The following is a 22,982-nucleotide window of genomic DNA, read 5'->3' on the forward strand; positions in this document are numbered from 1 at the left end:
GCAGCGCGAAGCGCATGGGCGTCCACGCGAGAAAAGGCCGCCCGGCATCGAGCCGGGCGGCCTTCGTTGAAACGCTCGCCGTTGGCACCGCACGGGATCCTTCGACTTCGCGCCTACGGCGCTCCGCTCAGGATGACATTGCTACATCTTGGCGGGGGCGCTCACGCCCAGGAGGTTGAGGGTGGTGGCCAGCACGATGCGGGTGGCGTCCACGAGGGCCAGGCGGGCGTTCTTCACGCTCTCCTCCTCGCCGATGACGTGGCAGTTCGTGTAGAACGAGTGGAACAGCGACGCCAGGTCCTGCGCGTAGTGCGTCAGGCGGAAGGCGGCGCGGTCGCGGGCGGCCTGGGCCACGAGCGGGCCGAAGTCGTCCATCTTGCGCATGAGGGCGAGCTCGGACTCGTGCGTGAGCGGGCTCAGGTCCACGTTCGCCGGGACCACCTTCGCGGCCAGCTCGTCCATGGACATCTCGCCGGCCTCGGCGGCCGCGGCGTCGGCCGGATCGGCGGCCTTGCGCAGGATGGAGCAGATGCGCGCGTGCGCGTACTGCACGTAGTACACCGGGTTCGACGCGTCCTTCTTCTTCGCCACCTCGATGTCGAAGTCGATGGGCTGGTCGGAGGACTTCGCCAACATGAGGTAGCGCGTGGCGTCCACGCCCACCTCGTCGATGAGCTCCTCGAACGTGATCATCTCGCCGGTGCGCTTGGACATGCGCACGGCCTCGCCGTCGCGGAACAGGTTCACCAGCTGGCCGAGCATGATCTCCAGCGCGCCGGGCCAGCCCCAGGCGGCCAGCATGGCCTCGCAGCGGGCGATGTAGCCGTGGTGGTCGGCGCCCCAGATGTTGATGAGATGGTCGAAGCCGCGCTCCATCTTGTTGTAATGGTACGCCACGTCGCTCATGAAGTACGTCATCTCGCCATTGGCCTTGATGAGCACGCGGTCCTTCTCGTCGTCGAACGCGCTCGACTTGAACCAGGTGGCGCCGTCCTTGACGTAGATGTAGCCCTTCTCGTCCATGGCCTCGAGGCTGCGGTCGACCGCGCTCTTGCCCGTCTCGTCGGGCACGTACAGGCTGCGTTCGCTGAACCAGCACTCGAACGTGGTGCCGAAGCGCTCGGTCACGCGATGCTGCTCGGCCAGCTCGTAGGCGTAGGCGCGCTCGCGGAAGTTCTCCATGCGCTCCTTCGGGTCGGCGTCGAGCCACGCATCTCCGTCCTCGTCGATGATGGCCTGCGCGATGTCCTTCACGTAGGAGCCCGCGTAGCACGCCTCGGGCATTTCCACGTCGCGTCCCAGCAGCTGCTGGTAGCGCACGGCCACCGACTCGCCGAAGTTGTCCATCTGCGTGCCGGCGTCGTTGATGTAGAACTCCTCGAACACGTCGTAGCCCGCGTGGCGCATGACGCGTGCCGTGGCGTCGCCGAGGGCGGCCCAACGGCCGTGGCCCACGTGCAGGGGGCCGGTGGGGTTCGCGGAGATGTACTCGAGGTTGATCTTGCGCTCGCCCTCCGGGATCTCGCCCTTGCCGAAGTCGCCCTTCTCGGCGCGCGCCGTGGCCACGACGCCCTGCAGGACGGCGGGAGCCAGGCGGATGTTGATGAAGCCGGGGCCGGCGATGTCCACCGAGGCGATCATGTCGTTCTCGGGAAGGTGGTCGACGATGATCTGGGCGATCTCGCGGGGATTCTTCTTGGCCTGCTTGGCGGAACGCATGGCCACGGTGGAGGCCCAGTCGCCGTTGCTCTCGTCGCGCGGGCGCTCCAGCGCCGCCTCGGGAGCCTGCTCGAGCTCGAGCGATCCGTCTTCGCACGCGGCCGCGACGGCTGCGTCGATCAGCTGTTCAAGTTGTTCGCGAATTTGCATGGTGAGCGTCTTTCCTGTTCGATAGTCCAAACCGTTGCATATCGGACGATTTTACCACCTTTTCCGCACACGGAGGGCCACGCGATCCCAACGTCCGGACGGCGTCGCTCGTTATGCAGAAAACGCACACACGACCTCGGACAAGGCCCGCCGCCTTGCGCAGGTTCGCCCGCCTGCGCGCCTTGTGGTATCGTGAACGCCGACACCCGTGGGAAAGGACGTGTATGGAATACCGGTTCGAGCAGGGGAACTTCGCGGACGCGCGCATCGTGCGAACCCGCGTGTTCATGGAAGAGCAGGGCTTCGAGAACGAGTTCGACGACGTTGACGAGAGCCCGGACACCGTCCACGTGACCATGTACGACGCCGACGGGGCGCTCGTGGGCTGCGCGCGGACCTTCCCCGACCCCGATCACGCCGACGAACCGGGCCGCTGGGTGTTCGGACGCTTGGCCGTGCTGCCCGAGGCGCGCCACGGCGGGCGCGGGGCGGCGCTTCTGGCCGAGTCCGAGCGCCTTGCGCGGGCGGCGGGCGCCGTGGAGATGCACCTGCACGCCCAGTGCCGCGTCACGTCGTTCTACGAGCGCGTGGGCTACGAGCAGTACGGCCCCGTGGAGCTCGACGAGCACGTGGAGCACATCTGGATGAGGAAAACGCTCTGAGTCTTGTCCGCATCGGTTGCGGCCGAGGCCCCGCGCAGCACTCCTCACACACTTCGCGAAAGTTCGTCGCACTGCGCGGGGCCTCGGCCGCAACCGATGCGCACGCCACAGATCTTGTGGGTGAGGGAAAGAGCAAGAGAGGGAGGGGCTTTCCCTCCCTCTCTCTTTTAATTGCGCTTTCGGCGGCGGATTATGATCGCTGCTGCGGCGGCGATCACGGCGACTACGGCGACGCCGACGATGACGGGGACGAGCGGCGCCCAAGGGTCGCCGGTGCGCGCGGCTGCGGACGGCGCGCTTTTCGCGGGTGCCGGAACGCGCTGGTCCACCATCTCGACGAGCTGGGTGTGGGGCTCGCCCGGGGCGACCTTGGGGTCGTCCACGGTGAACGCCACGTCGTCGGCCTTCAAGTAGCCGGGCGGTGCCTCGAGCTCCTGCAGACGGTACGTCTTCCCCGCCGCGAGCACGCCCTCCGCCTCGCGCCCCTCGTCCGCCGAAGAGGTCCAGGGCTCGACCACAACGGCGCCGGCCTGGTCGACCACTTGCAGCTTGGCGCCCGCCAGCAGGTTTCCTTCGGGGCCCTTCTTGTCGAAGCGAACCACGACCTGCGGCTCCCTCCATACGATGACGCCGCCCTCGTCGATATCGGCCGTGCCCGAGCCGCCGTCGAACGTGACGACCTTCGGCACGCCGCCCTCGCCCATCGCGAACGTGACGGACACGGGGTTCTTCGACACCAGGCACCCGTCGGGGGCCTCGAGCTCGCAGATCACGTACTCCTGCCCCATGAGGACGCCCTCGAACACCAGGTGCCCGTCCGCGTCGGTGACGGCCTTCGCGATGAGCCGCAGGTCGTCTGCGGACGACGGATCGGCCGAGGCCTGCGCCGGCAGGCGCTTGTGCAGCCCGTACGTGGAGCCGGGCAGCACCTTGCCCTCGTCGGTCTCCGACACCTTTCTCAGGTGGATGTCGGTGCGATGCACGTCGTTCACCACCTGGGTCAGCACGCCGTCCTCGCCTGCGGGGGCGAAACGTTCGATGGTGCCGTCGACCCCGATGACCAGTTCGTAGACCGTGCCGTCCGACACGCGGCCGTCGGGAACCGTCGTCTCGTGCACGAAATACGTGCCGGCCGGGATCCTGGCGAACGCCACCTGCCCGTCATTGCCGCTTGCCGTCGCTTCGACGGGTTGCGCGAGAATCGGGTCGCGGTAAACCGTGAACTCCGCGCCCTCGAGCGGCCTCAAGGCTTCGGGGTCCTCGGCCCCCAGGCTCGCGTCCGAGCAGCCCTCCACGTACCGCTCGAGCGCCGTGAAGCCGAATTCGATGGGATCGTTGCCCACCGCGCCCAGATCGACGGAGGGCGTTTGATCGGCGTTGGAGCTTCCGATGGAGAACGGAAGCTTGTCGCCGAGCACCCGGTAGCCGTCGGCCCTCGTCTCCTGCAAATAGTAGTCTCCCCAAGCCAACCCTGCGATATCGAGCACGCCTGAAGCGCCCGGCGCTCCTGCGGCATCATCGGGCGACGGGTACGCGCGGCCGGTCGTGAAGGTGCCGAGCGCCGTACCGGGGTCGGCGGCGTCGTAGAGCTGGAACTCCACGTCGTCGAGCGCGGCGTTCGTCTCCGCGTCGATCTTCAGCAGCGAAACCGAGCCGAGCTTGCGCTCGTTGGCCACGTTGCCGTTGCGGTACAGCGCGTTCTCCACGCTCAGGCGGTACTTGCCGGCCGTGGCCTGGTCGACGTTCTCGTGCAGCTTGAGCTCCTGGCTCTGGAAGTCGGCCGTGTTCTCCACTGTGAACGTGGCGGTGTAGGGGCTGCCGGCGTCCAGCGCGTAGCCCGGCGCCGCCTGCGTCTCCTGGACACGGTACGTCCCCTTTTCCTTCATCACGAACGCCACCATGCCGAACTCGTTCGTGGAGACGGGCAACCCCACGGCGACGAACCCGCCCGCGCCGTCCGACTTCGACAAGGCGAACTGGGTGCCCGCCAGCGGCTCGCCGCTGGTTTCGTCGACCTTGAACACGGACACGGACGAATGGAAGCTCGCGTTGTCCACGAGCACGGCCACCGTGGTGCCGTGCTGCGCCTCGCCGACGGAGAACGTTCGGTGCGTCTGGTCGATCACCGCGTTGCCGGGCGTGGCGGTTTCCACGAAGTAATAGCTTCCCTCGGGGAGCCCCTCCACCCTTATCTTGCCGTCCATGTCGGTTACGAGCCCGCTTCGCAGCGCGCCCGGAGCGCCCTGTTGACAGAGGTCGAACACGACGCCCTCCAGCGGCCCTGCCCCGTCGCGGGTCTTGACCAACTCGACGTCCGCCTTGACGGCCACGTTGCGCAGCGAAAGCCGCAGGCCGTCGGGAGACACGCTTGCAGCGGGCGAACCGTCCCGCAGATCGGGATTGCCCGTCAGCACGATGGCGCCCGCGTCGTTCAGCTTGAACGTCACGGCATCGGACCAGGTGAGGTAGCCGCCCAGGCGATCGGACTCGGTCAGCGTGTACGTCTCGCCCACGATGAGCTCGCCCGCGAATTCTCGAGGATCCGCCCCCGACGTCCAAGAAACGTCGGAGGCGGCGGTACCGGCGAACCGGCCCGAAAGCCTCAGATGCGCGCCGGCGAGCGGGCTGCCCCCGTCGTCGGTCTTGGCTATGGACGCCCGTGTTTTGACGTTGCCGACGAGCCCCAGGTCGACTCCGGAAGCGGCGTTGCCCGCATCGATGGCGAACGTGCCGGAATAAGGGGTGCCTCCCAACCGATAGCCGTCGGGCGCCTTCGTTTCCGCGATGGTGTAGGAGCCCCAGGCGAGGCCGTCGACGCCCAACGTGCCGTCGGGGCCGGTCGCGTACGTGACCGCGTTGCCGCCGGGGCCAGTCAGCTCGAACTCGGCTCCCCCAAGCCCGACGCCGGTGTCCCCATCGACCTTGGTCAGCGTCAGCGAACCGGGGATGCGCGCGTTCGTGACGCCCGCGTCCGTCCAGGTTCCGCCCGTCTTCGCCACGACGACATCGGGGGACGCCGCCCCCTCCCTGACCTCGACCGTCTTGCCGTTGTCCCCCTCGGCCAGCTCGAACGTGGCCGAGAAGGCGTCGCGGTAGCCCTCCGGCACCGTCGTTTCCGTCAAGGTGTAGGAGCCCTTCTTCAGATTGGAGGCGATGAACCTGCCGTCCGCGCTCGTCAACGCGGTGTCCGTGGCGGCACCGCCGCTCGCAGGCTGGTAGGACAGCGTGAACTTCGCGCCCGCCAGCGCCTCTCCGCTCGTGCCGTCCAGTTTGTCCAGCACGAGCGATGCCGAGAACGGGGCGTTGGTCGCAGTTACGGACAAAGGCGCGCCCGAGACGTCGTAGTCGTCGGCGTTCGCGACCGCGAATTCCCAATGCCTGCCGTCGAGCACGGTGTCGTCGGTGGCCTTCGTTTCCACGAAGTAGTACTCGCCCACCTCCAGACCGTCGCCCAAGGGCTCATGGGTGTCTTCGCGAACGACGGTCGAACCGACGGACGTCCATATTCCAGCGGCACCCGTAACGAGGCCTTCCGCGACCAACGCGTCGGGGGCGCCTTTCCTGCACAGGCTGAACTCGACCCCGGAAACCGTTCCCGGCAAGCCTCCCTCGATGGTCTTGGCCAACTCGACCTGGGCCTTCGCGATATGGTCCTTCATGGTGATCGTGATGCCGGTCGACCCGTCGCCCGACACCGCCCCGGGCGTCGCGCTCTCGATGCCGCCGTCGGGCTTGAGCGTGAACGGGATGTCGGAAGCCGTCGCGTAGACCGTCGGCGTCTTCGTTTCCCTGAGCATATAATCGCCCGCGGGAAGGCCCTGCACCTGGTTGTTCCATCCCACGTCCATCGCCGGCCCGAAAACCTCCACGCTCGTGTCGCCGGCGGCATCGCGCGTCCAAACCGCCAGCGCGGCATCCGACGGGAGCGCGCCGGCCGGATACACCGACAGTTCGACGTCGTCGACGGGCGCGCCCGTGTCGGCGTCGACTTTGTCCAACCGGAAAGCGGTCAACCGGTTGGGCACGATGTTCTTGCCGGTCGCACCGTCTCCCACCGCGTAAACCCAACCGGCCGCATCGGACGCCACCACCACGTTGTAGGGGTACTCGTCCAGTATGTAACCGGGAGGCGCGGCCGCTTCGACCACCTCGTAGGTTCCCGCCGGAACGTTGGCGAACACCGCCTGGCCCCTCTCCACCGCCGTGGAATGGGCTCCGCCGTTCGAGTCGCTCCAGTTTATCGTGCCGCCTTGAGGGGCCGACACGGCGGTCGTCTCGTACGGCGAGCCCGACGCCGTGGTGCCGTGCAGCCGGAACGTGGCTCCGGGCAAGGGCTGGTCGCGCTCTCCGTCCACCGTGCCCACCTTGTTGACGACCACTGCGGCCCCGAGCGGCACGTTGACCATCGCGCTGGCCGACGAACCTCCGTCGAAAACGGGAATGGCCTGCCAGGGAGCGTTCGACCCCGCCCCTTGCCAGGTGTAGCGGTTCGAGCCGTCGGCATTAACAGTGAACACGGGGGTGTTTGCGGCATCGCCCCGGGGCAGCACGAAGTCGTCGTGCGTGCCCGTCTCTTTGAAGTAGTAGCTGCCCGGTGCGAGGCCGTTGGCGATCGGCTCCCCGGTGAAGTTGTTGACGAGGGACGAGCCCTCCGTCGTCACCGTGCCGTCCGCGGCGCTTGAGAAGCTGCCGCTCTGGTTCACCTTCGCGTCGTCGCTTCCATCGCTCGCCGCACCCACCCGGTACAGATCGAACTTCGCGTCCTTCAACGGGGTGCCATCCTCGTCGGTTTTCTTGAACGAGGCGTGGCCGACGACGCGCTCGTTGCGCAGGGTGACGGATTTGGAACCGGCGCTCGCCGTGTTGCCGTACGCCGCGTTCGCGCCGAGCCCGGCGGGGTTGTGCAGGTCGAGCACCTCCATCTTGCCGAATTCGTCGATCTTGAACTCGACGCAGGCGAAGATGCCGATGTCCAGCGTTCCGTCGTTCACGGGCAGGTATGCGAGGGGAACCTTCGTCTCGACGAAGCGGTACGTCGCGTCGCGCTCCACCGTGACGGTCTTGTCGGCGTTGTCCGTCGTGTACGTCTCGACCGTATCCCACGACGACCCGTCCCGTTTTTGAAGCTCGACCTTGGCGCCCTCCACGCGAACGCCGAACTGGTCGAGCTTCGCCAGCTTGACGAGAGCGGTGCCGTCCGATACCTTGATGGCTTTTCCGTCGACGACGCCCGGGCCGGACAGAACCCGCGCCTTTCCGTACGCGTCGACCGAGAACTTCACGTCTTGGAATTTCACGAGCTGCTGGTCGTCGGGCGCCTGGTCTTCGGCCAGAACGTACGTGCCCGCAGGCAGCCCGACCAAACTCCAGGTGAACGTTTGGGTGCTAAGATCGGTCACCGTCGCGGAGTACGAAAGGCCGTCGAAGAGGCTCTGGACCATGGTGCCCGTCTTGTTCCCCGCCGCGTCGGTCTCGTAAATCGAAAGCACCGCTCCGGTGAGCGACGTGCCGCTCGGCGAGGTCTTCACCACTTCGAGCGCCGTCTTCTCGTTCTTGATCGCCGAGGTGTTGGCACCGGTGCCGCGCGGGTCGTAGTCCACGCCCCACACGTCGAGGCCTCGGTCGTTCGTCCCGTACGTGACCTCGAAGTACTTCATGCCCTCGTAGGCCGCGTAGCCGGCCTGGGGGTTCGTCTCCTCCAGCGCGTAGCAGCCCCACGGCAGGCCGGCGATCTTGATCGATCCGCCCCATGCCTTGCTCGCGACGACCGCGTCCGGCGAGGCCGTGCGGTCGAACGCGTACGCGCCGTCGGCGCCCGTCAGGCCCACCGGCGCCTTCTTGGCGTTGCCGTAGCCGTTCGGATAGAGCCAGAGCTTGAACTCGGACACCGGGTTGGTTATGTCGCCGGGGCTGCCGAACGTCTTGTCGATCTCGACCAGCCCGTCGGTCGACTTGCGCGCGTTCGTCACCGCGACGTCCTTCGCGTTCGCCTTTCCGGCATCGCCCGTTGCCAGATCGCCCTCGAGCACCTGGTCGCTGTAGCCGACCGGAGCCGACGTTTCTTTGTAGTAGTACGTCGTGTTCGCGGCCAAACCGTAGAACGGGACGGTGCCGTCGTCGCGCGACACGCCCGTCTTGAACAGCTGGGTGCGCCCCGGATCCTTGTACAGCTCGAACACCACGCCCTTGAGCGGCTGCTGGGCGCCGCCGAACTCGTCCTGCTTCACCAGCCTGAGAAGCGCCGTTGCGTCGAGCCAACCCCAGGAATCCACGTTCACTTCCGTGAAGGCGGTCTCCTCGCCGCGCTCCTGGCCGTCGACGGAGAGCACGGCATGGTTGCTCACGCCGCCCCCGTCGACCAGGCCCACCACGTTCGTGCGGTACTCCAGCACGTACGACTCGCTGCCGTTTGGCAGGTTCACCTCGAACCGGGTCTTGCCGTCGTCCGAGAGCGACATGCCCACGGTGCAGCCCGGCACCTCGCCGCCGTGGTCAACGGCGATGGAGCCGTCCGCGTTGTGCTTCGCGTAGTACACCTTCACCGACGAATAGTCGAGCTCGAGCGAGTCGGGCAGCACGTCGGTGACCTTCGCGTCGTGCAGCGCGCTGCCGAGCGCGTTGACCTGCACGGTCCACACGATGTACGAGGGATCGGCGTCGGTTCCCTTCGTGAACGAGCCGCTCTTGCCCACCACGTCGTTCGTGAAGCTGCCCGTTTCGCCGTCGGTGGCGAAGTCGACGCTGCAGGCGTTGCCGCCGTCGAAGTTCGCGTCGGACGCCCAGGCGGTGTTCTTCGTCGCGACGGTGCAGCCGTCGTGCTCGAGGAGCTTGGCCTTCCCCTGCGCGTTCAGCTTCACCGTGAGCTCGATCTCGTAGGTCGAGGACGTGGCGCCGAAGTTGGCGCTGAACTTCTTGCCCGCGAAGCCCCACGTCCCGTTGCCGCCGCTCAAGACGGGTACGCCGTCCCTCGCCACCGAGGCCCCCTCCACGTCCCAATCGGAGGCGTCGAGGGTTCCCACGACCGAGCCGCCCGCGTCGCGGATGTCGCTCGCGAGGGCGCCCAGGTCGTCCTCGACCTCCAACCCGGCGCAGTCCATCTTGCTCGCGTTGGCCGTGAGTTTGAAGCGCAGCAGGTTGTCGCTCGTGCCGGGCGCGGATCCGTCGACCGTCTCGAACGAGGCCGTCTTTTGCAAGAATGTGTTGGGAAACGCCTTGCTCGCGTTGTCGTAGGCGTCGAAGGGGGCGCGGCCGCTCTTCTGCACCTCGAGGTGCGCCGCGTTCGCGTACGCGTGGTTCTTCGCGTTCTCGTGCAGGTAGTTCACGGCCTTCGTGTCCAGCGTGACGACGATCTCGCCGATGCGCTGGCCGTAGCCGCCGTCGTCTTTGGCGGGGTCGACCGACACGGACAGCTTGGAGGTAGCCACGCCCCCGACCGTGAAGGCGTCCTCCGAAACGATGCACTTGTCCGTGATGTCCTCGCCGCCGCACCACACGGCCAGGGAGCCGGGCTCGTAGGTCTGGTCGGCCCGGACGGTGCCGCCCGCATCGGTGTAGGTGCCCAGCGCGTAACCTGCCCCGTTCCACGTCGCGCCGACCACGTCCTCGATCACCCAGCCGTCGTAGCCGGCTGTGCGCGTGGAGGGCGTGATGGACCACGAGACGACGCCCGTCCGCGGATCGGCGCCCGTCGCCTCCTTGCTCACGTAGGAGACCTGGAAGTCCGTGCCGACGGCCGGCATCCGGTGCTCGAACCCGGGCCCCGGCCCCGTGCCGGTAGGCCAGCGGCCGTCGAGCGTGGCGGCGTTCTGGAAGTTCAGGTCCGTGTCCTTCTGCTCGTCGTCCACCAGGTTGATGGAGGCGTCGAACGAAATGCGATGCGCCTCGGCCAGCAGGTCGTTCGCGGCCGCGTTCTTGAAGTGCACCTGGATGGTGGGAAGGCCGTCGGTTTGCAGGTAGGTGACGTAGGTCGCGCTCTCGTCCGGCACCGGCAGGGCCGTGTGCGCCTCGAGGGCTACTCCGTCGACGGTCACCCAGTAGCGGCCCTGCTCGTCGGCCTTCAGCGTGGCGAAGTTGCCCGCGTCGTCGCGGCCGAGCGCGTCGGTGACCACGGCGTCGTAGATGCTGCCGCTTCCGTCCTCGTTCACCGCGATGTCGTAGTGGATGGTGCTCGCGTCCAGCTGCGAGCCGTGCTTGGCAAGCGAGGGCGCGTCGACCGGAACGCTGTCGCTCGTGGTTTCGTCCGCGGGCACGTTCGCCCGGCCCTTCTGCTGCGGCAGCGTCGCCTCGTTCGAGGCCGCGAAGCTGCCGTCGCTCGCCTGCTTCAGGGCGTCCTCGGTCAGGCTCGTCGTCACCTCGATGGTCTGGGGCGCCGTGAGCGCGCTGTCGGACGGGAACGCGCCGGCAAGGTGCCCGTCTTCTTCCGAGAAGGCGAATTCCTCGCCCTGCACCGTTGCCCGGTTCAAGACCAGGCCCTCGCCCAGCGTGTCGACCACCTTGACGCCGGCCAGCGGAACGCCGGGGGTGTCCTTGCCCACCACGATGCTCCACGTGACGGTGGAGTCCCGCTTGTTGAACGCGCCGGTTTTCTCGATGCCGCCCAGCAAGGGGGTTTTCGGCGGCACGACGATGGTGAGCCTGCTGCCGCCGTCGCCCTGCAGGTCGAGGTCGATGTCGGAGGGGTTCGCGTCGTCGAGGCCGTCGGCGTTGAGCCTGAACTCGCACTCGCAGCCGCCCCTGATGTTCTGGTTGCCCTCGTCGAGGTTGACGGCCTGCGAGAACGTCACCGTCACCACGTTGCTCACGATGGAGTATTCGCCCAGCTCCACGCCGTTCTGGGCGGTGATCTTGCCCACTGCGTCCGTGACGGTGAAATAGCGCGAATCGAGCGAATAACGGTAGAAGTCGCCCTGCTCGACGTTGCGGCCCTCGTCGTCTTTCAAAATGGAGAAATCGATGCGCATGTTGAGCGTGTCGATGGATTCGAACGGGACGGCGGACAGGTCGACGGTCTGGTTCCCCTGCGCGTCGGTCGCGATGTCGACGGGATGGACAATGCCGCTCGTATCCCGGTAGGTCAGGGAGCCCGCCGCGAGCTTGAGCTGGCTCGTGTCACTCGTCACGTCGCTGCCGGCCTCGAATGGGGCGGCCAACAGGTCCGCGACGGCGCTTGAGGCGTCGGATTCCCGCCCCGGCGCCCCGCTTTCCGCGGCGGAAAGCGTCACGTCGACGGATGCGCGGGCTTCGAACACGTTCGCCGCGAGTTTGTCGTCGGCATTCGGGACGACGAGCTTGGCGGTCGCCGTCACGGCGACGGGTTCGCCCGTCGCGCTTGCGCGCATGGCGGCACTCGGAACGGTCACGACGGTCACCGTGCAGGGCGCCGCGACAGAGGCGTCGGGGCGGACGTCGCGCGCCGCAGACAGAACCTCGGACAAGGGAAGCGAAACCGCCCCGTCGGCCGCTTCGGCCGCGAGGGGCGCGCGGGACGTCGGATGGCGCAAGGCGCCCGTCGCGTCCACGCCGTCTGCGGCACCGCCCAGGTACACGGCCTCGATGTCGAGCTGGTCTTTGTTGTAGTTCCAGGTCAACTCGCTACCTGACAGGTCGGCACCCGGCGATTCCGCGCCCAGCTCGACGGTCCACGCAACCTGGCCGGACGACTGGTCGAACGACGCCGTTTGGGCGAGCCCGGACGCGATCGCGGAAGCTGGAGAGACATCGAACGGCCGGCGCTCGATCGCGAGGTCATCAAACGATAGCGGTTCGGTCAACGGGACGTTATCGACCGCTCCCGCGTATATGCTATCCTCTTCACCAGGCGATTCGGTGACGGCTTTGCCTTCCTCGATCGCCGAAGCCCGTTCGCTCCCCTGCTCTGAAGCGCCGTCGGCCAACGCGATGAGCGGTTGGTAAACGGCGTTGTTGCAGGTGAAGATTAAGGCGAACGCTAGAAAGAGCGAAAAGACGCGGCGCATTCTTTTCTTGTGCATGGGAGTCCCTCCTGTTGCGTTCGGGCATAGATATGCCCGAACAGGCTCGCGCGCTCATTTTCACGTACCCGCATTTCCGAATCGTAACCGTCAAAGGGAGCGTTAGAGCCCCGTTGGGCATTCGTTGACGTTCCGTTAAACTCCCGAACGCTGCTCTCTTTCCCCTCCCCATGCCTTGTCGATCGACGGATTCGAGCACGTTCGCTTCGGCCACGTCGGCGCAAAGCCAAAACGCGCATCGGCAAATTTCGCGCAAAGCCCCGTCCAGGTAGCTCCAATGCACGCTGGAGCGCATTCTACGCTAACCCCCACTGCATTAATATTGATTCAAAATATGGTGAACGCCTGATCAGAAGTTGATTCTTTCCTTGACAAACGCATGGGGCGCGGTTCTGTCCCCCACCTCCTCCCATGCGCTGACGCACCGCGCGCTACAACCAGGCTCCCGCGCACCGGGCATAAAAAAATCCCCCGCCGAAGCGGGGGATTCGAAACGCGGTTCCGTGCGCGAACGCTACGTCAGCCTATCAGGGCAAACGTTATGCCGCACCCGGTATGATCATCATCGCCGCGGTCAAGATAACGGCGCAGACCACGCCCAAGATGATGAACAGCTTGCCGCCGAACTTGAGCCAGGTGGAGTACTCGATCTTCGCCAACGCGAGGCCGCCCATGATGGCGCCGCTCGTGGGGGTGAACAGGTTCACCAAGCCGTTGCCGGCGCTGTAGATCATGATCATCACGTCGGTGGAGAACCCGAGCGAGTTCGCCAGCGGGCCCATGATGGGCATGGACACGGTGGCCATGCCGGACGACGACGGGATGAGGAACGACAGCACGATGTAGAGCAGGAACGACAGCGGTGCGAAGATTACTGCCGACATGCCGGCCAGCGCGTTCGCGGCGTTCTCGAGGATCCAGATATCCAAGCCGGTCTCGCCCATGAGCACCGTGATGGAGCGCGCCATGGCGATGATCAGCACAACGCTCATCATGTCGGCGGTGCCGTTGATGAACGCCTTGATGAAACGGCTCTCGGACAGGCCGCCGATAACGGCGATGACGATGGCCATGAGCAGGAACCACGTGGTGGCCTCGTCGAAGTACCACTGGCCCAGCGGCACGCCCGTGAGGAACGCGGACCAGCCCTCGGACACCTGCTCCTCGGCGGTGACGGTGCCTTCGACGTCGCCCGTGAACGTCAGCTCGCCATCGAGCGCGCCCGCGTCTGCGGCGTCGGCCCACGAAGCCGAGATGTCGTCGCCGGAAACCTGCGTCGTAACCTCTTCAGTGGCGGCGCCGGCGTTGAACACGTCGATGCCGAAGTCCTCCCAGGGGATGAAGCTGACGATCATGACCACGAACGTGAGCGCGAACACCACGAGCGTCCACTTCTGGCGCCCGGTCATGAGCTTCTTGTCCGGATTCGCCTCAGCCTCTTCGGTCTCCTGCTGGGCCTCGCCGAACTCGGCCTTCATGGTCTCCTGCTCCTGCAGCGACATGATGGTGGAGCCCTTGTTGGCCTTGACCTTCTTCGCGTAGCGCATGACGAACACGATGGAGATGGCCAGCGTCACCAGCCACAGGATCACGCCGAGCATGATGATGGTGCCCTGGTTGACGGCGATGCCCGTGCCGGACAGCGAGTCGACGGCCGCGCCCACGGCGAACGGGTTGACCGTCGAGCCGAGCACGCCGCAGCCGGCGCCCAACAACACGACCGCCGCGCCGACGACGCTGTCGAAGCCCGCAGCCACCATCGTGGCGGCGAGCAGCAGGTAGAACGGCACCGTTTCCTCGCACATGCCGTACGTCGTGCCGCCGATGGAGAAGATGAACATGAGGATGGGAATGAGGATGAGCTCATTGCCCTTCAGCTTCTTCACGAGTGCCGCGATGCCGGCGTCGAGAGCCCCGGTCTCCGTCACGATGCCCAAAAAGCCGCCCAAAACGAGGACGAACAGACAAACGGGCAGTGCGTCGGTAAAGCCCTTGACCGGTGCCGTCGCCACGTTGGCGATCGTCGCACCCGTGACACCTTCCACTCCGGTCGCGCCCATGATCACCGTGATGATCGCCAGCACGATAAGGATGATGGCCAGAATGGTAAATGAAGATATAGATCGCTTCTTTCTGCTTTTTTCCTTCGTTTTCTCGGTCATGAGAACCCCTCCTTATAAGAGGATCGAGGTGAATACGTTTGGCGAACGAGAAACCTAAACGGGCTGACCGGAAGCATAACCGCCCAACTCGCGGATACCCCAAAGCGGCGGCGGGACGCTTCCGCGCCCGCCGCCGCGAAACACTAAGCGGTGATGACCGTACCGGTCTTGCCCTTCAGGCCGTCGGCGGCGCACTCGAGCGACGTGATGAGCGCGCGTCCCTCGGGGTGCTGCTGGACGAACTCGATGCAGGCCTCCACCTTCGGCAGCATGCTGCCGGGGGCGAACTGGCCCTCCTCGATGTACTTCCGGGCCTCGGCCACCGTCATGCTCGTAAGCTCCTCCTGCTCCGGCGTGTTGAAGTTGATGCAGACCTTCTCCACGGCCGTGAGGATGACAAGCATGTCGGCGCGGAAGTCCGCGGCCAGCTTGGCGGACGAGCGGTCCTTGTCGATGACGGCCGGCACGCCGTGGTAGCTGTCGTCCTTCTCGACGACCGGCACGCCGCCGCCGCCCGTGGACACCACGATGTAGCCGTCGTCCATGAGGTCCTTGATGGCGTCGAACTCCACGATGCGCTGGGGCTTCGGGGAGGCCACCACCATGCGCCAGCCGCGGCCGGCGTCCTCCTTGAACGTGAGGCCCGTCTCGGCGGCCTTGGCCTTGGCGGCCTCCTCCGTCATGAACGCGCCCACGGGCTTCGTCGGGTTCTGGAAGGCCGGGTCCTCGGGGTAGACCACCGTCTGCGTGACGACGCAGGCCGTGGAGCGCATGATGCCGCGGCGCTTCATCTCGTTCAGGATGGCCTGCGAGAGCTGGTAGCCGATGTAGCCCTGGGACATGGCGCCGCACTCGGGGAAGGGTATCTCGGGCGTCTTGCCGTCGTTGGCGCTCGCGTAGGCGAACGCGTTGTTGATCATGCCGACCTGCGGGCCGTTGCCGTGGGAGACCACGACGTTGATGCCCTCGGCCACCATGTCCACGATGTGCTCGGCCGTGTTCTTCACGAGCTCCAGCTGCTCCTGCGGCGTGTCGCCCAGGGCGTTGCCGCCGAGCGCGATGACCACGGACTTGCCTTCGCCTTTCTGGTATGCCATAGCTTATCTCCTTCTTTCCTTGTCAGTGCCTTGCTTAGGAGAGCGTGGCGTACATGACGGCCTTGATGGTGTGCATGCGGTTCTCGGCCTCGTCGAACACCTTGGACTGGCTGGACTCGAAGACCTCGTCCTCGACTTCCATCTCCGTCACGCCGAACTTCTCGGCGATCTCGGCGCCGATGGTGGTCTTCGTGTCGTGGAACGACGGCAGGCAGTGCATGAAGATGGCGTCGTCGGAAGCCATGGCCATGAGCTCCTTCGTCACGCGATACGGCTCCAGCAGCTTGATGCGCTCGGCCCAGATGTCGTCCGGCTCGCCCATGGACACCCAGATGTCGGTGTAGATGACGTTGGCACCCGTGCAGGCTTCCTTGACGTCCTCGGTGAGCGTGATGGTGGCGCCGGTCTCGGCGGCAACCTCGCGGCACTGCGCCACGAGATCGGCCTTCGGCATACGGGCCTCGGGGCCGCAGGCCACGAAGTGCAGGCCCAGCTTGGCGCACACGACCATGAGCGAGTTCGCCACGTTGTTCTCGGCGTCGCCCATGAACACGAACTTCAGGCCCTTGAGGCCCTGGGGGAAGTTCTCCTCGACCGTCAGCATGTCGGCGATCATCTGCGTGGGATGGAACTCGGTGGTCAGGCCGTTCCACACCGGCACACCGGCGTTGGCGGCCAGATCCTCGACGATCTCCTGGGAGTAGCCACGGTACTCGATGCCGTCGTACATGCGGCCGAGCACGCGGGCGGTGTCCTCGATGGACTCCTTCTTGCCCATCTGCGAGCTGCCGGGATCGAGGTAGGTGACGCCCATGCCCAGGTCCATGCCGCCGACTTCGAAGGCGCAGCGGGTGCGCGTGGAGGTCTTCTCGAACAGCAGAACGATGTTCTTGCCTTCGAGGTAGCGATGGGGGGTACCCGTCAATTTCAGGTTCTTGAACTCCTTGGACAACTTGATGAGGTAGCGGATCTCGTCAGGCGTGAAATCCAGCAGCTTCAGGAAGTTGCGTCCGCTCAGGCTCGTGGGCATAATTCATTCCTTTCGTTCTTCTTGCCAAGTTTTCTTCGATACGTTCAAACAGACGGGCGACGCCAAGTTAAACCGCCCGCCTCTTTTCAGCCTTCGAGGGGAACCCAAGGCCCCCCTCTCGGCTGGAAAAGATAAAGGGTTGCGGTCCGACCGGCGGCCGGACCTTGTGCGAAACTAGTCCTCGCGCCAGATGGGCATGCTCATGCAGCGTGGGCCGCCACGGCCGCGGGACAGCTCGGCGGAGGGGATCACGACGAGCTTGATGCCCTTCTCCTCGAGCACGGCGTTCGTCACGTCGTTGCGCTCGTACACGCAAACCACGCCCGGAGCGATGCACAGCGTGTTGCTGCCGTCGTTCCACTGCTCGCGCTCGGCCGCGATGCGGTCGCCGCCGCCGCAGGGGATGAGCTCGACCGGATGGCCCATGTAGGTCTCCAGGATGCTCTCCAGCTTGCCGGACGTCTCCTTGACCTTGATGCCGTCGCCTTCCGGCGTGATCTCGAAGACGGTCAGCGGGCCCATGATGCCCGGATGGATGGTGAACTTGTCCGTGTCGATCTGCGTGAACACGGTGTCGAGGTGCATCATGGCGCGATTGTTCGGGATGTTGAACGCCAGGATGGTGTCGATGGGGCTGGTGTCGTCGTTGAAGATGTTGTGGGCCAACGCGTCGATGGCGTCGGGCTCGGTGCGCTGCGAGATGCCCACGGCGAGCACGTGCTCGTTGATGTTGAGGATGTCGCCGCCCTCGATGTGGAACGTGTTGTAGCGGCTGTAGTACTGCGGAACGTCCTTGAAGTCCGGATGGTACTCGAAGATGTACTCGCCGTAGATCGTCTCGCGGTTGCGCGTGACGGAGTACATGCGGTTGATGGACACGCCGTTGCCGATCATGGCGAAGTTGTCGCGCGTGAAGTACAGGTTCGGCATGGGGGCCACGACCATCTTGGAGGCCTCGGAGACCAGGTCGACCAACGAGTTGGACTTGTCGGTGTGAAGCTCGGTGAGGTTGATGCCCTCCATGGTCTTCAGCACGAGGTCCTTGTTGTTGGGATAGTTGTCGTTCAGGTAGTCGAAGATGATCTTCTGGTAGCGGTCCGTGCGGATGCCGGCCTCTTCGATGAACTGCTTCAGGAACGACTCGCGCACATCGGGGTTCTGGTCGAGCACCTCGGTCATGAGGTCCTCGAGGTACACGACCTCCACGCCGTTGTCGCGCAGAGCCTGGGCGAACGCGTCGTGCTCCTCCTGGGCGACCTTCAGGAACGGGATGTCGTCGAACAGCAGCTCTTCGAGCGTGTTCGGCGTCAGGTTCAGAAGCTCACGGCCCGGGCGGTGCAGCAGGACTCGCTTCAAAGGCTTGATCTCGCTTTTAACGTTGACACCAGCCATTGCAACCCTCCTTTTCTTTATGCATTTTCCAGATTTTCGGACTCGAGGGCAGCCGTTGCGCACCGTCTGCCCGTTCGATAGGGCCAAAATCTCACGGTTCGATTCGAATTGCAACCACATTTTCGCAACAAAATCGTACCCCGTTTGATATCGGGTGCTTTTTCGGTGAGCGGTTGCTTTTGACTACCCTCAAATTCACCGTTCCTTCACATTTGCTTTACTGCAACAGAGTGCTGAATCGAACGAAACGTCGCTTTTTGCGCCCCGGGACAAGAGGTTCCTCCCCCGTTTCGACGCAAGCTGATAAATTGGAATGCATAAACGGGGTCAAACATGCATTTCTGGCGCAAACGGCTCATCGATGGGCTGGCAGCTGGGAGCGCCTGCGGGGCGCGCATGCGCCGCCTCCGGACGTCGTGCAGCCAAAATGTAGTTTTTCACGTGCGGTTTCTCCGCAGGGAATAGTTCGGGAACCTTTCCCGTCTCCCCCATATGCGCGAAGGCGTTTTACGGTATAATACCGGTGCTGAATCAAACGCGCTCGTGGCTCAATGGATAGAGCAACGGACTTCTAATCCGTCGGTTGCAGGTTCGAGTCCTGCCGGGCGCACCAGTACGAGCCAGCCGCGTCCCTTTAGGGATGCGGCTTTTTTAATGTTTTGACAAAAAACAAAATATTTTATCATAATTTTATATTTTATGGTGCAAAATTTGAAAATTAGTTGCCCGCTGTTCGCACTCCCGAAAGCTTGCCCGACCCGATTCGGTGCGCGAGGGACCCGTCGGCTCGCCTCGACGGCGCCATCATTTTTCCTTAATAAAATGAACTGCTCTTAAACGATTTGCCTGTTGAGCGCAAAATAAGGCGGATTATCGATTATGATTAAGCTTCCGTTCATATAGTTATCGCCGAAGCCTTCTTTGCGAGCGATAAGGAAAGGAACGCCCATGCCTTACCTGGAAGACCACACCCTCTATTACAAGAAGTCGTGCCCGTACTGTCAGAAGGTGCTGCGGTTCATGCAGGACAACAAGATCAACTTGGACATGCGCGACACGCTCCAACCCGGAAACCAGAACGACCTCATCCGCATCGGCGGCAAGAAGCAGGTGCCCTGCCTCGTGGTGGGCGGGAAGCCGATGTACGAATCGGACGACATCATCGCGTACCTGCGGGGGAAAGCCTAGCCCCTTCCCCGCCATCGGTTTTCAGTTCGCAGCAACCCGCGCAAGCGGGTTGCTCTCTATGCGCGGAAAGCGGCGCACAGCGCCGCGAAGCCGCAACCCAAGAGGCGTCATGCTCTAAGGCGCGTGGCGGATTCCCGAGCGCAGTTCGCCACGTACGCGGCGAACTCCTCTTCGCGCTCGCCCAGGCCGCGGATCCCGAGGCGGGACACGCCGAAGCCCCAGGAACAGCCCTCCATCGGCACGGCCACCACGTCGTCGCTTCCGTTGAACACCTCGAGCTTGGCCAGATGCGGCAACGTGAAGCCCACGCCGCCGCCGTGCAGCACGAACTCGTAGATCCAGAATATCTCGGAGTGCTCGACTATGGCGGGCTGGCCGAGCCCCTCGCCCTCGAAGCGCCGGCACAGCTGCTGGCAGCACTTGAACTCGCGGCCGGGTATGGCGATGCGCCGGTCCGCGAGGTCGCGCACGCCGATGGACGCCTTCGCGGCCAGCGGGTCGTCGCGGCGCACCCAGTACAGCACGGGCGACGAGTACAGCTCGCGGGTGGCGAAGTCTCCCCCGGCAGGCGTTATGGTGAGCGCCAGGTCGTACAGGCCGTCGCGCACGACGGCCTCGCACAGGGAGTCGGGCAGCTCGTTGAGCGTGATGGACACGTCCGGGTGCTGGGCGGCGAAGCCGTTCGGGAAGTCGGGGCCGAGCAGCCCCGGCACCCCCAGCGCGGACGCCACGCGGATCTCCACGTAGCCGCTCGAGGCGATGCGCTCGAAGGCGGCCTGCAGCATGTTGCGCTCGACCTGCATGTGCTTGGCGTACTCGTAGAACTCGTGCGCGTAGGGCGTGGGGCGCCGCGTGCCGTCGCCTTCGGTGGCGAACAGCGGGACGCCCAGCTCGCGTTCGAGATTGTGGATGGCTTTCGTAAAGCCCTGAGGCGACATGGGCACTTTGGCGGCGGCCGCGCTGAAGCTCGGCGAGTCGTACGCCAAGATGAAGTAGTCGCACTTGTCGTTCAGCATGCAGGACCCCTCCCGTCCCCTCCTGAGCGCTTTCGTGCAGCCTCCCCATTATACGCCACCCCCTGGAAGACCGCTTGTATCCAACCGGTTCAACCTTGAGCTTTTCGCTCAACCCGAAACCGTTGCGGGCCGGCGCGGCGAAGGCACATACTGCACCCAAGCCGCAGGAGGGCGGCTGCCCGCAGGGGTGCCGGGACGGCGCGGGGCGTCGGATCGGCGATCGCGGGGCATTTCGTCAAGGAGGTTACCCATGTTCGAGAAAACGCAGAACCTGAGCAGGCGGTCGTTCCTCGCAGGCGCCGGCGTGCTCACGGCCGGCATAGCCGGCGGAGCGCTCGTCGGCTGCTCGCCGAAGGAGACCGAGCCGAAGGCCGGCGAGGCCGAGCCCGCCGCGACGGGCGCCGCCGAGGGAACCCAGGCGACCGACGCCATCTGGAGCATCCCCGAACTGGGCGAGCCGAAGGAGACCATCCAGGCCGACGTGTGCATCGTGGGCGCGGGCGGCACGGGCACGGCGGCGGCCATCCAGGCCATCGACCTGGGCCTGAAGCCGGTCGTCATCGAGCGTTTGAACGGCTACGGCGGATCGTTCATCGGCACCGAGGGCATGACGGGCCTCGAGACGCACTTCACCGAGGCCGACGGCGGCGTGACGTTCGCCGGCGCGTACAACCCCAACGCCCCCTACGGCGTGAAGAACGCCATAAACACCTGCCTGAACTTCCACCACTGGATCCCCCAGCACAAGCTCTACGAGAACTTCTTCGGGCAGACGGCCGAGACCATCGACTGGCTCGAGAGCCACGGCATCGAGTTCGAGGGCAACATCTCCATCGGCGTGGGCCCGAAGGTGTGGCACGTCTACGACAAGGGCGACAACGCCAGCCCCGGCGGCTACTTCATGCAGTGCTTCGGCAAGGAGGCCGACAAGCTGGGCGTGGAGGCGCGCTTCAACACGCTCGGCCGCAAGATAGTCATGGAGAACGGCAAGGTGGCGGGGCTTCTGGCCGAGACGGACAAAGGCGACGTCATCAAGGTGGAGGCGCCCGTCGTCATCGTGGGCACCGGCGGCTACGCGAACAACTCCGACATGCTCTACAGCGTGTCGGAGACGAAGAACGCCAACATCCAGGCGCTCGGCATGGACTGCCGCGACGGCGACGGCCTGAAGATGGCCAAGGACGCCGGCGCCGAGTTCGCCGAGGGGCTGGGCACGGTCATGTGGTGCGGCCCGGTCACCATCGGCGCCGTGACGGCCACGTGGACAACCGACGCGTACTCCGCCGGCGTGCAGCCCACCCTCTGGCTCAACGAGAAGGGCGAGCGCTTCTGCAAGGAGGACCTCTGGCTCGACGACTTCGCGGGCGCGGGCATCTGCGTGCGCAACCAGGAGAAGACGTTCGCGCTGTTCACCGAAGCCGACATGAAGCGCTGGGAGACGGACGGGCCCGACGGGCAGGTGTTCTCGTTCGGCACGCCCGGAACCCCGCTTGCGAAGGCGCGCGAGGTGCTGGAGAAGGCCGAGGGCTGCCACGTGGGCGACTCGATCGAGGCCGTGTGCAAGGAGGTCGGGCTCGACGCCGCGGCCGTGCAGGCGACCGTCGACCAGTACAACGGCTACTGCGACGCCGCCGCGGGCCTGGACGGCGACGACCCCAGCGCCGACGAGGAGTTCGGCAAGCGCGCCAAGTACCTGCACAAGATGGACGCGGGCCCCTACTGGCTCTGCGAGACGGCCGACGGCTTCTACACCACGTGCGGCGGTATCAAGGTAAATGAGAAGATCCAGGTTCTGGACGCCGACGGCCAGGTCATCCCCGGCTTGTACGCGGGCGGCTCCGACGCGGGCGGCCTGTACGGCGATTCCTACGACGTGAAGTTCGCCCCCGGCTCGCAGGCCGCATGGGCCGTGAACTCCGGGCGCTTGGCCGTGAAGGACGCCAAGGAGTACCTGGGCAAGTAACCGACAGCCCCTCCCCTCGCGCCGCCGCACCCCTCCCCCCGCGACGGCGCATGCGCGAAACGCGGCCCCGCCTGGTTGGCGGGGCCGCGTTTTTCTCGGGGCGGTCCGAAACCGGAAACGTCCGGCTTTTTCAAGTTTCGCGCAACGTCAGCTGCAAATCTACGAACGTATGTATCATATACGGTATGAAGAAGTACGTGAAAGTCATATCGTCCACCGACGAGCACGGCAAGGTCGAGCCCCGTAGGATAATCATGGGGCGTCGACGGTGGGACGTGAAGGTACTCGACTCGCATCCCCTGCGCGACCGGCACGGCACCGGCACGCAGTACCACATAGCGATAAACGGCGAGCACTACACCAACCTCTACTACGAGGTGCCCTATCAGCACAGCGACCCGCCCAAATGGTACGTGCACCTGAAAAGCCCCGACCTGGACTAGTCGGGGAAAGGCTTCACGATGTTGCATTCGAGAGGCTGGCGTAAAAGACGATATGAGTAGAGCATTGGGAGCCCCTTGCTCGTGCCGTCTTTGATTTTCCGCGGATCGGGGCCGACAATGGTCGTGTCGTATAAAACCGGCAGCCGGCCAGGTTGCCACACGCACGGAAGG

The 22,982-nt window shown here is 65.2% G+C and carries 11 protein-coding genes and 1 tRNA gene; 5 read left to right on the top strand and 7 right to left on the bottom strand.

Annotation, left to right across the window (positions count from 1 at the left end; genetic code table 11):
* Nucleotides 1-141: 141 nt before the first annotated feature.
* Nucleotides 142-1,869 (bottom strand): arginine--tRNA ligase, encoded by a 1,728-nt coding sequence (argS, locus tag C1878_RS15545; protein ID WP_114602512.1) that lies wholly within the window; start codon nucleotides 1,867-1,869, stop codon nucleotides 142-144.
* A gap of 224 nt (nucleotides 1,870-2,093) precedes the next feature.
* On the opposite strand from argS, the gene C1878_RS15550 reads away from it, so the two are divergent.
* Complete coding sequence (locus C1878_RS15550; RefSeq protein ID WP_114602513.1) at nucleotides 2,094-2,531, top strand: GNAT family N-acetyltransferase; 438 nt, start codon at nucleotides 2,094-2,096, stop codon at nucleotides 2,529-2,531.
* Nucleotides 2,532-2,698: 167 nt separating this feature from the next.
* On the opposite strand, the gene C1878_RS15555 is transcribed toward C1878_RS15550, so the two are convergent.
* The 5 genes from C1878_RS15555 to arcA all read right to left on the bottom strand — a co-directional run bounded on the left by C1878_RS15555 (nucleotide 2,699) and on the right by arcA (nucleotide 18,201).
* Nucleotides 2,699-12,520 carry a SpaA isopeptide-forming pilin-related protein gene (locus C1878_RS15555; RefSeq protein WP_147272972.1) on the bottom strand — a complete coding sequence of 3,274 codons (9,822 nt, stop codon included), beginning with the start codon at nucleotides 12,518-12,520 and terminating at the stop codon, nucleotides 2,699-2,701.
* Nucleotides 12,521-13,059: 539 nt separating this feature from the next.
* Nucleotides 13,060-14,682 carry a YfcC family protein gene (locus tag C1878_RS15560; protein WP_114602515.1) on the bottom strand — a complete coding sequence of 541 codons (1,623 nt, stop codon included), beginning with the start codon at nucleotides 14,680-14,682 and terminating at the stop codon, nucleotides 13,060-13,062.
* Nucleotides 14,683-14,825: 143 nt separating this feature from the next.
* Nucleotides 14,826-15,779 carry a carbamate kinase gene (arcC, locus tag C1878_RS15565; RefSeq protein ID WP_114602516.1) on the bottom strand — a complete coding sequence of 318 codons (954 nt, stop codon included), beginning with the start codon at nucleotides 15,777-15,779 and terminating at the stop codon, nucleotides 14,826-14,828.
* A 34-nt stretch (nucleotides 15,780-15,813) separates the two neighbouring features.
* Nucleotides 15,814-16,809 (bottom strand): ornithine carbamoyltransferase, encoded by a 996-nt coding sequence (gene argF, locus C1878_RS15570; RefSeq protein ID WP_114602517.1) that lies wholly within the window; start codon nucleotides 16,807-16,809, stop codon nucleotides 15,814-15,816.
* Nucleotides 16,810-16,983: 174 nt separating this feature from the next.
* Nucleotides 16,984-18,201: an arginine deiminase gene (gene arcA / locus C1878_RS15575; protein ID WP_114602518.1), complete on the bottom strand. Its 1,218-nt coding sequence runs from the start codon at nucleotides 18,199-18,201 to the stop codon at nucleotides 16,984-16,986.
* 537 nt (nucleotides 18,202-18,738) lie between these two features.
* On the opposite strand from arcA, the gene C1878_RS15580 reads away from it, so the two are divergent.
* A tRNA-Arg gene (locus C1878_RS15580) sits at nucleotides 18,739-18,814 on the top strand.
* Nucleotides 18,815-19,149: 335 nt separating this feature from the next.
* A complete protein-coding gene (locus C1878_RS15585) occupies nucleotides 19,150-19,389 on the top strand; it encodes a glutathione S-transferase N-terminal domain-containing protein (protein WP_114602519.1) in 240 nt (79 codons plus the stop codon).
* A 107-nt stretch (nucleotides 19,390-19,496) separates the two neighbouring features.
* Here C1878_RS15585 and C1878_RS15590 read toward each other — a convergent pair whose 3' ends face one another.
* Nucleotides 19,497-20,405 carry a LysR family transcriptional regulator gene (locus C1878_RS15590; RefSeq protein ID WP_114602520.1) on the bottom strand — a complete coding sequence of 303 codons (909 nt, stop codon included), beginning with the start codon at nucleotides 20,403-20,405 and terminating at the stop codon, nucleotides 19,497-19,499.
* 250 nt (nucleotides 20,406-20,655) lie between these two features.
* On the opposite strand from C1878_RS15590, the gene C1878_RS15595 reads away from it, so the two are divergent.
* Both C1878_RS15595 and C1878_RS15600 read left to right on the top strand, forming a co-directional pair.
* Nucleotides 20,656-22,368, top strand: coding sequence for an FAD-binding protein (locus C1878_RS15595; RefSeq protein WP_114602521.1), 1,713 nt, complete (start codon nucleotides 20,656-20,658; stop codon nucleotides 22,366-22,368).
* A gap of 197 nt (nucleotides 22,369-22,565) precedes the next feature.
* The gene (locus C1878_RS15600) at nucleotides 22,566-22,811 is read left to right on the top strand and encodes a hypothetical protein (protein ID WP_147272973.1); all 246 of its coding nucleotides are present in this window, start codon (nucleotides 22,566-22,568) and stop codon (nucleotides 22,809-22,811) included.
* Nucleotides 22,812-22,982: the final 171 nt, after the last annotated feature.

Source organism: Gordonibacter sp. 28C (genome assembly GCF_003339845.1).
GTDB lineage: Bacteria > Actinomycetota > Coriobacteriia > Coriobacteriales > Eggerthellaceae > Gordonibacter.

Excerpts from the sequence above, each read along its gene's own strand:
- argS (WP_114602512.1), bottom strand. The coding sequence starts at position 1,869 with ATGCAAATTCGCGAACAACTTGAACAGCTGATCGACGCAGCCGTCGCG.
- C1878_RS15550 (WP_114602513.1), top strand. The coding sequence starts at position 2,094 with ATGGAATACCGGTTCGAGCAGGGGAACTTCGCGGACGCGCGCATCGTG.
- C1878_RS15555 (WP_147272972.1), bottom strand. The coding sequence starts at position 12,520 with ATGCACAAGAAAAGAATGCGCCGCGTCTTTTCGCTCTTTCTAGCGTTC.
- C1878_RS15560 (WP_114602515.1), bottom strand. The coding sequence starts at position 14,682 with ATGACCGAGAAAACGAAGGAAAAAAGCAGAAAGAAGCGATCTATATCT.
- arcC (WP_114602516.1), bottom strand. The coding sequence starts at position 15,779 with ATGGCATACCAGAAAGGCGAAGGCAAGTCCGTGGTCATCGCGCTCGGC.
- argF (WP_114602517.1), bottom strand. The coding sequence starts at position 16,809 with ATGCCCACGAGCCTGAGCGGACGCAACTTCCTGAAGCTGCTGGATTTC.
- arcA (WP_114602518.1), bottom strand. The coding sequence starts at position 18,201 with ATGGCTGGTGTCAACGTTAAAAGCGAGATCAAGCCTTTGAAGCGAGTC.
- C1878_RS15585 (WP_114602519.1), top strand. The coding sequence starts at position 19,150 with ATGCCTTACCTGGAAGACCACACCCTCTATTACAAGAAGTCGTGCCCG.
- C1878_RS15590 (WP_114602520.1), bottom strand. The coding sequence starts at position 20,405 with ATGCTGAACGACAAGTGCGACTACTTCATCTTGGCGTACGACTCGCCG.
- C1878_RS15595 (WP_114602521.1), top strand. The coding sequence starts at position 20,656 with ATGTTCGAGAAAACGCAGAACCTGAGCAGGCGGTCGTTCCTCGCAGGC.